Source organism: Streptomyces xanthophaeus, from assembly GCF_000725805.1.
Classification (GTDB): domain Bacteria; phylum Actinomycetota; class Actinomycetes; order Streptomycetales; family Streptomycetaceae; genus Streptomyces; species Streptomyces xanthophaeus.
On record NZ_JOFT01000043.1, the window covers coordinates 1 to 10,063 of the forward strand.

Below are 10,063 nucleotides of genomic sequence, written 5' to 3' on the forward strand. Positions count from 1 at the left end.
ACGACCCGGCCGACGAGCGCGTGGTCTCGCACATCTCCTCCACCGCCATCGAAGGCGGCACCGCACACCCCGAACTGAAGCTCATCGCGACGAACTGACGCCGGGGGTGCGTACCCTCGTACCCATGGACCAGCCGGACGAGACCCCGTCGTACTGCCCCGCCCCGGCCGCACCGGCCGGGCAGGTGGCGGGGCCGCCGTACGCCGACTGCCTGGAGTGCGGCAAGCCCACCGAGTACGGCGTCGCGACCCCGGGCGTGGTGCTGTGCCCGGTGTGCGAGTGGCAGGACGCGCAGCGCACGGCCTGCTCCGGCTGAGCTGGGACGGCTCAGGTGCCCATCAGCTCGGAGACCTTCACGAAGCGGTAGCCGCGCTTGCGCAGCTCGGGGACGATCTTCTGGATGGCCTCCTCGGTGACCGGGGCCGCGCTGCGCGTGCAGTGCATGACCACCACCGAGCCGGGCTTCACCCCGGCGAGCACCTGCTCGGCCACCGCGTCCGGGTCCTTCGCGAAGGCGTCGCCGCTGACCACGTCCCACTGGACGGCCGTGACCTTGGCCGCGGACAGGGCCCGCAGCGCCTGGTCGTCGTAGCAGCCGCCGGGGAAGCGGAAGTACGGGACGGTGTTCACCGCGCCCGCCTTCCGGAAGGCGGCGAAGGCCCGGTCCACGTCGGCCCGGGCGGCCTCGCCGTCGAGCGCGGGCAGTCCGTAGCAGGGGGACTTGAAGGCGTGGTGGCTGTAGGAGTGGTTCGCGATCTCGAAGTTCGGGTCGGTGCCGATGGCCTTGGCCTGGTCCGGGTACTCCTCGGCCCAGCGGCCCGTCATGAACACCGTCGAGGGCACCTTCAGCGTCCGCAGGGTCGCGATCAGCTGGGGGTTGTCGAACCGCTCCCCGCCCGCGGCGCGCGGTCCCTGATCGGCCGTCATGTCGGCGTCGAAGGTCAGCGCCACGGTCTTGTCGCCGCTCTGCTTCGCCCGTTCGAAGACCGGGGTGAGGCCGTTCGGGCCGGGAGCCATCGTCGGTGCCTTGCCGGGCGCACCGGGCTGCGGGCTCACCGCGGCCTTCGACGGCGGGGCAGCGGCGGCTGAGGGGGAGGCCGAGGGCGAGCCCAGACGGGCTTCAGGGCCTGCTTCCGAGGGGCCGGCGCCGCCCCCGCATCCGGCGAGGACGGCGCCGAGGGCAGCACTGAGAGCGGCAGCGGCCGCTACTTTGCGCACAGAGATGGTCACGTACGCAAAATATATGACTATGTGGAAAGAAGACGGATGCGGCACTCCTCCACGTCGAAGTCCGCCTCCGGATAGCGCGGAGCGAGGTCCTCCAGGTGCTCCAGCAGCAGCTGGGCGATGGCCCAGTTGCGGTACCACTTGCGGTCGGCGGGGACGACGTACCAGGGTGCGGCCTCGGTGGAGCAGCGCTCCAGGGCCAGTTCGTACGCGTGCCGGTAGTCGGGCCACAGGGCGCGGTCGTCGATGTCGGCGGGGCTGAACTTCCAGTGCTTGTCGGGGTTGTCGAGCCGCTCCAGCAGCCGTTTGCGCTGTTCCTCGTAGCTGATGTGGAGGAAGACCTTCACCACCGTCACGCCGTCGTCCGCGAGCGCCTGTTCGAACCGGTTGATCTGGGCGTACCTGCGGCCCAGCACACTGCGCGGGACGAGCTCGCGGACCCGCGCGATCAGGACGTCCTCGTAGTGCGAACGGTCGAAGATGCCGATCTCGCCCGGCCGGGGGAGCGCCTGCGTGACGCGCCAGAGGAAGGGGTGCTCCTGTTCCTCGGTGGTGGGTGCCTTGAAGGCCCTGACCCGGCATCCGGACGGGTTGAACGCGCCGATCACGTGCTTGACCGTGCCGCCCTTGCCGCTGGTGTCCATGCCCTGGAGGACCAGCAGGAGGCGGCGGCGGTCGCCCGCGGTGCTCGCCGCGTAGAGCCGGTCCTGGAGGGAGGCGAGCCGCTCTCCCGCCGGGCCGGCCGCGGCGAGGGCGGCCGCCTTGTCCGGGGGCCCGGAGGGGATCGCGCGGGGGTCGAAGCGGCGCAGGTCCAGACGCCCGCCCGCCGGGGCGCGCAGCAGCTGCCGCAGGCCGCCCTCCGGAAGGGGCCCGGCCGCGGCGGCGGCCGCCGGGGGCTGGCCGGCGGCCTTCGTCCCGGCCTCGGCCCGGTCTCCGGTCTTGGCCCGGTCTTTGGCCCGGCCCTTGGCCTCGGCCCGGCCCTTGGCCTCGGCACGGTCTTCGGCCTCGGCACGGTCTTCGGCCTTGGCCTGGCCCTTGGGCGTGGCCCGGCCCTCGGTCTCGGTCCGGTCTTTGGCCTTGGCCTGGCCCTTGCCCTTGCCCTCGGCCTGGCCCTTGCCCTCGGCCTTGGCTTGGCCCTTGGGCTTGCCCTTGGCCTCGGCACGGTCTTCGGCCTGGCCTTTGCCCTTGGCCTCGGCCCCGTCCTTCGGCTGGCCCTTCGCCGGCCGCTTCGGCTGCTCCTTCTCCTTCTCCTTGCCCTTGGACCCGGTCCGCTTGCCGCTCGGTTTCCTCGCCACCGCTGGCCACCCCAATCGCGTCGGTTCCGTCCGATCCTCCAGGAGTTCGAACGGAGCCGCGACGCGACCGGGGTCAGTGCCAGGGCCCGGTCACCGCGAAGGTGGTCCCGGGGGAGTACGCGTTGACGTACATGGTCCGTCCGTCGGGGGAGAAGGTGACCCCGGCGAACTCCCCCCACTCCGGGGCTCCCGGCTGCCCGATGTCCTGCGCGTTGCGGGCCACCGGGTAGACCTCGCCGCCGGGCGTCACCCCGAAGACGTACTGGGCGCCCCCGCCGTCCTCACAGACCATCAGCCCGCCGTCCGGGGCCAGGCAGATGTTGTCGGGGGAGTCCCCGGGGAGCTGGACGTCGGCGGCCGGGCCGAAGAGCACGTCCAGCCGGAGCCGGCCGGTGCGCGGGTCGTAGCGCCACACCTGCCCGTGATGGTCGCCCGCCGCACCCTCGGGGCTCCGGGCGAAGCTGGACACGAAGTGCACGGCGCCCCCGCCCCAGTAGCAGCCCTCCAGTTTCTGCGCGTGGGTGACCCCGCGCGGCCCGAAGTCCTGCAGCCGCACCGGGGTCCCGGCCGCCGAGGGGTCCGGTACGCGCACCCACTCGGCCGGGAATTCGGCTCCGGGCTCGTCCACCGACGCCAGGTCCGCGACCCCCGGCACGCGCAGGGCCTCCAGGGTGCCGCCCGCCCGCAGCGAGCCGGGCCCCCCGAGCGGGCGGTGCGGCAGGAAGCGGTAGAACAGCCCGAAGGGCGCGACGAAGGCGTCCTCGGTCTCGTAGACGGTCCCGCGGTACGGGTCGACGGCGACGGCCTCGTGGGCGAAGCGGCCCAGCGCCGTGAGCGGGACGGCGCCGGAGCGGTGCGGATCGGCCGGGTCCACCTCGAAGACGTACCCGTGGTCCAGCGTGTAGCCGGAGGTGCCCGCGCGGTCCTCGGTCTCCTCGCAGCTCAGCCAGGTGTTCCAGGGGGTCCGGCCGCCCGCGCAGTTGACGGCCGTACCGGCGAGGCCGACGCGCTCGCCGGTGACCCGGCCCTCCGGGCCGAGGTCGAGGACGGTGCAGCCGCCGAGGGCCTGGGGGTCGTAGGTCAGCCCCGGCACGGCGGGGACGCGCAGTGCGGCGGTGGTGCGGTTCTCGTGGTTGCGGACGAGCCGTACCCGGCCCGCGCCCGCGTCGAAGGCGGCCATGCCGTCGCAGTTGGACGGTACGGCGCCCTCGCCGGAGCGGAGCGGATCGCCCGAGCGCGAGAGGACCCGGTAGGAGAACCCCGCGGGCAGGTCGAGCAGTCCGCGCGGATCGGGGACGAGGGGCCCGAGGCCCCGGGCCGGCGGGGCGGCGCCGGTGCTGCCGGTGAAGAGGGCGCCGAGCGCCCCGCTGAAGGCGATCGTGCCCGCGGCGAGCAGGCTGCGTCGGGGGACGGACATCGGCAACTCCCGGCGGCGGAAGCGGGGACGGGACGCGCCCGTCGTACCACGCCGGTCCGTCCGTCCCGCGGCGACGCGGGCGGGCCGGCCGCGGTGTCACACCACCGGGTCGTGGCGGCGGCCTCACGGGGTGTCCCGGAGGTGTCCCGGGGCGCCGCGACGCGGCCCTGCCCGGGCCGGTCCTCACGGACCGGCCGGATGGGCCGGACGCGGCGCACTCGGCGCCCGGCCGGTCAGACGAGCTTGGCGCTCAGGGTGATCGTCGTGCCGGTCAGGGCCTGGCTGACGGGGCAGTTCGCCTTGGCGTCCTCGGCCGCGGCGACGAAGGCGTCGCTGTCCAGGCCGGGTACCTCGCCCTCGGTGGTGAGGTGGATGCCGGTGATGCCCTTGCCGGGCACGAAGGTGACCGCGGCCGAGGTGGTCAGCTTGGCCGGCGGGTTGCCCGCCTTCGCCAGGACGTTCGAGAAGGCCATGTTGAAGCAGCTGGAGTGGGCCGCGGCGATCAGCTCCTCCGGGCTGGTCCGCCCGTTCGCCGCCTCGTCGGTCCGCGCGGGCCAGGAGACGGGGTAACTGCCGAGACCGGACGAGTCGAGGGTGACGACGCCCTTGCCCTCGAGCAGATCGCCTTCCCAGACGGCATGTGCATTGCGTGTGGCAGCCATGGTGGATCCCTTCGCAGAAGTGGGAACGGCCGGACGCCGACAGGAGTCCGGCCGTGCCAAACCTACTGGGAGACCAGGGGCTTCGCGTCGCGCGCCAGGGCGGTGAGCCGGGATATGGCGCGGAAGTACTTCTTCCGATAGCCGCCGTTCAGCATTTCCTCACTGAACAGCCTGTCGAAGGGGACCCCGGAGGCCAGGACCGGGATCTCGCGGTCGTAGAGCCGGTCGGCCAGCACCACCAGCCGCAGCGCCGTGGACTGGTCCGGCACGGGGCCGACGTCGGTCAGGCAGACCGCCGTGATCCCGTCGGTCAGCGCGCCGTAGCGGCTCGGGTGCACCCGGGCCAGGTGTTCCAGCAGCGCGGGGAAGTCGTCGAGGCTGGCGCCCTCGGCCGCGTAGGCGGCCTTGGTGACCTGCTCCTCGGAGAAGGGGGCGGGTGCCTCCGGCAGGCCGCGGTGGCGGTAGTCCTGGCCGTCGATGCGCAGCGGCCGGAAGTGCGCCGAGAGCCCCTGGATCTCCCGCAGGAAGTCCGCGGCGGCGAAGCGGCCCTCGCCGAGCTTGCCGGGCAGGGTGTTGGAGGTGGCGGCCAGTGCCACGCCCTGTTCGACGAGGCGGCTGAGCAGGGAGGAGACCAGCACGGTGTCGCCCGGGTCGTCGAGCTCGAACTCGTCGATGCACAGCAGCCGGTGCCCGCCCAGGGTCTGGACGGTCTGCTGGAAGCCCAGCGCTCCGACCAGGTTGGTCAGCTCCACGAAGGTGCCGAAGGCCTTGAGCGCGGGCTCGGCCGGGGTGGCGTGCCACAGCGAGGCCAGGAGGTGGGTCTTGCCGACGCCGTAGCCGCCGTCGAGGTAGACCCCGCGGGGTCCGGCGGGGGCCGTGTTCTTCGGGGCCCTGCCGAACCAGCGCCGCTTGCCCGAGCCGCTGGCGTGGGCGCCGCCGAGCCCGGCGGCGAAGCCGCTCAGCACCGTCACGGCCTCGGCCTGGCTCGGCTGGGTCGGGTCGGGGTCGTACGTGTCGAAGCGCACCGAGTCGAACCGGGGCGGCGGCACCATCTCGGCCACCAGCCGTTCGGCCGGTACGCGCGGCTCGCGGGCGCACAGGGCCTGGGGCCCCGCGTCGGCTATCGGGGGCCGGCCGGAGGCGGCGCCGGGAGCGGAGAGTGAGGTGGACACAGCTCTTAACTCTACGGGGCGTGGCACACTGCACCGATGCGACGCCTGTTCCCTGTGACCGATCAGACAGCAGCAGCCCAGGCCGGCCGGGAGTGGTCGCTGGACGAGCTCGCCGAGGCATACGCCTATCCCGCGCTGGACGAGGGGGCCTCCTGGCTGCGGGCCAACATGGTCTCCACGCTGGACGGCGCGGCCCAGCACGACGGCCGTTCCCAGCCCATCTCCGGCGAGACGGACATGCGGATCTTCGGCACCCTGCGGGCGCTGGCCGATGTGGTGGTCGTCGGAGCGGAAACGGTTCGCCAGGAGGGGTACCGCCCGGCCCGGGCCCGCGAGGCCTTCGCGGCCCGCCGTGCGGCCTCCGGACAGGGTCCCGCCCCGGCGGTCGCGGTGGTCACCGCGAGCCTGGACCTGGACTTCACGCTTCCCCTGTTCACCTCCCCGCTCGTGCCCACCCTGGTGGTCACCGGAGCCGCCGCGCCCGCGGACCGGGTGGCCGAGGCCGTCAAGGCGGGGGCCGAGGTCGTGGTGGCGGGCGACGGCGCCGCGGTGGACCCGGCCCGGGCGGTACGGGAGCTGGCCGGGCGGGGGCTGCGCCGCCAGCTCACCGAGGGCGGACCCCGGCTGCTGGGCCAGCTCGTGGCCGCGGACGCACTGGACGAGCTGTGCCTGACGATCTCCCCGATGCTCACCGCGGGTGACGCCCAGCGCATCGCCGGCGGCCCCTCCGTCACGGTTCCGCACCGGCTCGTGCCCGCCTGCGTACTGGAAGAGGCCGGGTTCCTCTTCACGAGCTACCGTCGGATCTGACAAGGGGCGGAATTTGCCGTTCCGCTTAGCTTCCGCTGGGCACATATACCTGCGCAGGCCCCGTGCGACAGCGGGGCAGGATGGTTTCCGCAGGGGCCGGCCAGCCGGCCTCGGCCCATGAAGGAGAGGGCGTCCGTGTTCACGAGCGTATTGATGATCGAGCAGCCGTTGACCCCGGTGGACGTGGACTTCGTCACCACCCTGCACGGGGACGACGCGGTCTCCTTCGTCGTCCTCATGCAACCCCGGGGTGACCAGGACCGCCTGCTGCGCGCCATCGACGACGTAGCGCTCGGTGAGCTCCCCGAGGCCATCCACGAGGGCCACGAACCCGAGGGCGAGGCCGCGCTCGGCCCCGCCGCACACGCTCTCGCGCACTCGCTGAACGCCCTGCGGAAGAAGGGGGCCAAGGCGACCGGCGAGATCATCGAGAACCATCCGCTCGACAAACTCAAGGCCGTCGTGGAGCAGACGGGGGCCGACGAGGTGATCGTCCTGACCGCCCCGCACTTCGTGGAGGAGTTCTTCCACCGGGACTGGGCCTCCCGCGCCCGGCACAAGGTCGGGGTTCCGGTGCTCAAGCTCTTCGCCCACAACGAATAGGCTGGGGCCGTCAGAGCTCGAAAGCGCACAAGCACAGCACTCGATCCTGGAGCGACCTGAATGAAGCCCGGCCTGCCGACCGCGATGGAACGGCCCCACTTCATCGGCATCGGCGGAGCCGGCATGTCCGGCATCGCGAAGATCCTCGCCCAGCGCGGCGCGCAGGTGGCCGGCAGCGACAGCCGTGGTGACTCCGAGACCGCCGAGGCGCTGCGCGCCCACGGCGCAACGGTCCACGGCGGGCACGCCGCCGGCAACCTCGCCCCCGACACCACCTGCGTGGTCGTCTCCAGCGCCATCCGCGCGGACAACCCCGAGCTGGCCCGCGCGGCCGAGCTCGGCATCCCCGTCGTGCACCGCTCGGACGCCCTCGCCCGCCTGATGGACGGCCTGCGCCCCATCGCGGTCGCCGGTACGCACGGCAAGACCACCACCACCTCGATGCTGGCGGTCTCCCTCTCGGCGCTGGGCCTGGACCCCTCGTACGCCATCGGCGGTGACCTGGACGCCCCCGGCTCCAACGCCCACCACGGCGCGGGCGACATCTTCGTGGCCGAGGCGGACGAGAGCGACCGCACCTTCCACAAGTACGCTCCGCAGGTCGCGATCATCCTCAACGCGGAGCTCGACCACCACGCGAACTACGCGTCCATCGAGGAGATCTACGAGTCCTTCGAGACCTTCGTCTCCAAGGTGGTCCCCGGCGGCACCCTCGTCGTCGCCCACGGCCAGGCGGGCGCGGCCGAGATCGCCGCCCGGGTCAGCGGCAACCCCGACCTCCAGATCGTCACGTACGGCGAGGAGGACACCGCCGACGTCCAGATCGTCAAGATCGTCCCGCGCGGTCTGACCAGCGAGGTCACCGTCGTCATCGGCGGCCGGATGCTCACCTTCACCGTCTCCGTGCCCGGCCGCCACTACGCGCACAACGCCGTGGCCGCCCTCGCCGCCGGTGTCGCCCTCGGCATCCCGGCGCACAACCTGGCCTCCGCCCTCGGCAAGTACACCGGCGTCAAGCGCCGCCTCCAGCTCAAGGGCGAGGCGGCCGGAGTCCAGGTCATCGACTCCTACGCGCACCACCCCACCGAGATGACCGCCGACCTGGAGGCCATCCGCGGCGCCGCCGGGGACGCCCGCATCCTGGTCGTCTTCCAGCCGCACCTCTTCTCCCGCACCCAGGAGCTGGGCAAGGAGATGGGCCAGGCCCTGGCGCTCGCCGACGCCTCCGTGGTCCTGGACATCTACCCGGCCCGCGAGGACCCGATCCCCGGGATCACCAGCGAGCTGATCATCGAGGCCGCGCGGGCGGCCGGCGCTGACGTCACCGCCGAGCACTCCAAGGCGGCCGTCGCCGACGTCATCGCGGGAATGGCCAAGCCCGGTGATCTCGTTCTCACCATGGGCGCGGGAGACGTCACGGACCTCGGTCCGGCGATCCTGGCCCGTCTGGCGAACTGAGGGAGCGGGAGAGTCATGTCGTACGAGGTCCAGAAGACGGACGAGCAGTGGCAGGCGGAGCTGACCCCGTCCGAGTACCAGGTGCTGCGCCTCGCGGGCACCGAACCTGCCTTCCGGGGCGAGTACACGGACACCAAGACGGAGGGCGTCTACTCCTGCCGGGCCTGCGGGTCCGAGCTGTTCCGCTCGTCGGAGAAGTTCGAGTCGCACTGCGGCTGGCCGTCCTTCTTCGACCCGAAGGACACCGAGGCCGTCGAGCTGATCGCCGACACCTCGCACGGCATGGTCCGCACCGAGGTCCGCTGCGCGAAGTGCGGCTCCCACCTGGGCCACGTCTTCGAGGGCGAGGGGTACCCCACGCCCACGGACCAGCGGTACTGCATCAACTCGATCTCGCTGCGGCTCAACCCCGCCGAGGGCTGAGGGCCCTCAGCCGATCCTCTTCCAGGACTGGCACCCCTTGGTGTCGAAGGCCTTGTCGGCCGGGCCGACGGTGACGACGGCCGGGCCGTGGGCGATGCCGTTCGCGACGACCGCGGCCAGGTCGCCGGAGGTGTTGCTCAGCCGGGCCCAGTAGCACTCGGACAGGGCGCCGCGGTCCGCGGGCCCGGCGCTGCGGTAGGTGCCGGGCCGCAGGTCCTGCCCGACGAGGAAGGTGCCGTCCCCCGCGAACTGGTCGCGGGGGTCCCCGGACGAGGCCCGCTCCACGGGCGAGGCGGTCACCGCGGGCTGCCCCGACGTCTTCCCGTCCGGCTCGGGGCCCGCGGCGCCGATGCCGACCCCGAGCAGCAGCCCGACGACGGCCGCCGCGCCGTGCGTCAGCAGACCCTTCCACCGCCTGCGCCGCCGCGGCGGCGTCGTGGAAGGCTGCCCCCAGGGCGTGTTCCCGGCCGAGGGCAGCGGCCCCGAGGGCGGCCCTGCCGGAGGATCCCGTCGACTCATAGGTCGAGCGTGCGCCCGGCCCCCGCGCCCTGCCACCCGGACCCGGCGGAAAATCCGCCGCCCCCCGGAGCGCGGCCCGGCATCATGAACCGCATGACGAAGCCGGACCCCGAATGGATCACGATCGCCGCCTACGAGAACCTGCCGGGCCGCCTCACGCCCCCGGCGGCCGTACGCGCTTGACTGCGTGAGCGCGGCATCGACTGGATGCCGTTCGGCGAGGACTCGATCCAGTTCCAGCACGCCTGCGGCATCGGCGCCGACGGCCGCTGGCACGGCTGGTTCTGCGTCCAGGTCCGCGCCGCAGCCCTGAGGAGGCTCGGGCTGCACCCCGGCCAGCCCACCGCCGAGGTCGACGGCCCGTCCCCGCCGCGCTGGTGGCACGCCGAAGCGGAACGCACCGCGACGAGCCGCCGCTCCGCGCCCGGCCGCGCGGACACCCCCTGAGGACCGTGCCCCCTGAGGACCGTGCGCCGC

General features: G+C 73.2%; 12 protein-coding genes. 6 read left to right on the plus strand and 6 right to left on the minus strand.

Translation table 11 applies throughout. The annotated features are described in order from the left end of the window. The first annotated feature begins 124 nt into the window (after nt 1-124). On the plus strand, nt 125-316 hold the full coding sequence (locus tag IO30_RS45555) for a hypothetical protein (RefSeq protein ID WP_031146327.1): 192 nt from the start codon (nt 125-127) through the stop codon (nt 314-316). Nucleotides 317-327: 11 nt separating this feature from the next. Here IO30_RS45555 and IO30_RS0124900 read toward each other — a convergent pair whose 3' ends face one another. The 5 genes from IO30_RS0124900 to zapE form a co-directional block, all read right to left on the minus strand. Then, on the minus strand, nt 328-1,230 hold the full coding sequence (locus tag IO30_RS0124900) for a polysaccharide deacetylase family protein (RefSeq protein ID WP_051902567.1): 903 nt from the start codon (nt 1,228-1,230) through the stop codon (nt 328-330). Between the two features lie 17 nt (nt 1,231-1,247). Beyond that, nucleotides 1,248-2,078: a PPK2 family polyphosphate kinase gene (locus tag IO30_RS0124905; protein WP_051902571.1), complete on the minus strand. Its 831-nt coding sequence runs from the start codon at nt 2,076-2,078 to the stop codon at nt 1,248-1,250. Between the two features lie 517 nt (nt 2,079-2,595). Further along, nucleotides 2,596-3,939, minus strand: a complete 1,344-nt coding sequence (locus IO30_RS0124910) for an alkaline phosphatase PhoX (RefSeq protein WP_031146332.1) — start codon at nt 3,937-3,939, stop codon at nt 2,596-2,598. A gap of 233 nt (nt 3,940-4,172) precedes the next feature. After that, nucleotides 4,173-4,601 carry an OsmC family protein gene (locus IO30_RS0124915; protein ID WP_031146334.1) on the minus strand — a complete coding sequence of 143 codons (429 nt, stop codon included), beginning with the start codon at nt 4,599-4,601 and terminating at the stop codon, nt 4,173-4,175. A gap of 62 nt (nt 4,602-4,663) precedes the next feature. Beyond that, nucleotides 4,664-5,725 (minus strand): cell division protein ZapE, encoded by a 1,062-nt coding sequence (gene zapE / locus IO30_RS0124920; RefSeq protein WP_373316522.1) that lies wholly within the window; start codon nt 5,723-5,725, stop codon nt 4,664-4,666. Between the two features lie 84 nt (nt 5,726-5,809). Between zapE and IO30_RS0124925 the strand changes: the two genes are divergently transcribed. From IO30_RS0124925 to msrB, 4 genes are all read left to right on the plus strand, one after another. After that, a complete protein-coding gene (locus tag IO30_RS0124925) occupies nt 5,810-6,583 on the plus strand; it encodes a pyrimidine reductase family protein (protein WP_031146338.1) in 774 nt (257 codons plus the stop codon). Nucleotides 6,584-6,718: 135 nt separating this feature from the next. Then, nucleotides 6,719-7,186 (plus strand): hypothetical protein, encoded by a 468-nt coding sequence (locus IO30_RS0124930; RefSeq protein ID WP_031146340.1) that lies wholly within the window; start codon nt 6,719-6,721, stop codon nt 7,184-7,186. A 60-nt stretch (nt 7,187-7,246) separates the two neighbouring features. Next, a complete protein-coding gene (murC, locus tag IO30_RS0124935) occupies nt 7,247-8,644 on the plus strand; it encodes a UDP-N-acetylmuramate--L-alanine ligase (protein ID WP_031146341.1) in 1,398 nt (465 codons plus the stop codon). A 15-nt stretch (nt 8,645-8,659) separates the two neighbouring features. After that, nucleotides 8,660-9,067, plus strand: coding sequence for a peptide-methionine (R)-S-oxide reductase MsrB (msrB, locus tag IO30_RS0124940; protein ID WP_031146343.1), 408 nt, complete (start codon nt 8,660-8,662; stop codon nt 9,065-9,067). A 6-nt stretch (nt 9,068-9,073) separates the two neighbouring features. Here msrB and IO30_RS0124945 read toward each other — a convergent pair whose 3' ends face one another. After that, a complete protein-coding gene (locus IO30_RS0124945) occupies nt 9,074-9,586 on the minus strand; it encodes an Rv1352/Rv1906c domain-containing protein (RefSeq protein ID WP_051859599.1) in 513 nt (170 codons plus the stop codon). Nucleotides 9,587-9,793: 207 nt separating this feature from the next. Here IO30_RS0124945 and IO30_RS0124955 point away from each other — a divergent pair, with 207 nt between their 5' ends. Then, nucleotides 9,794-10,033, plus strand: a complete 240-nt coding sequence (locus IO30_RS0124955; protein ID WP_031146347.1) for a hypothetical protein — start codon at nt 9,794-9,796, stop codon at nt 10,031-10,033. Nucleotides 10,034-10,063 lie beyond the last annotated feature (30 nt).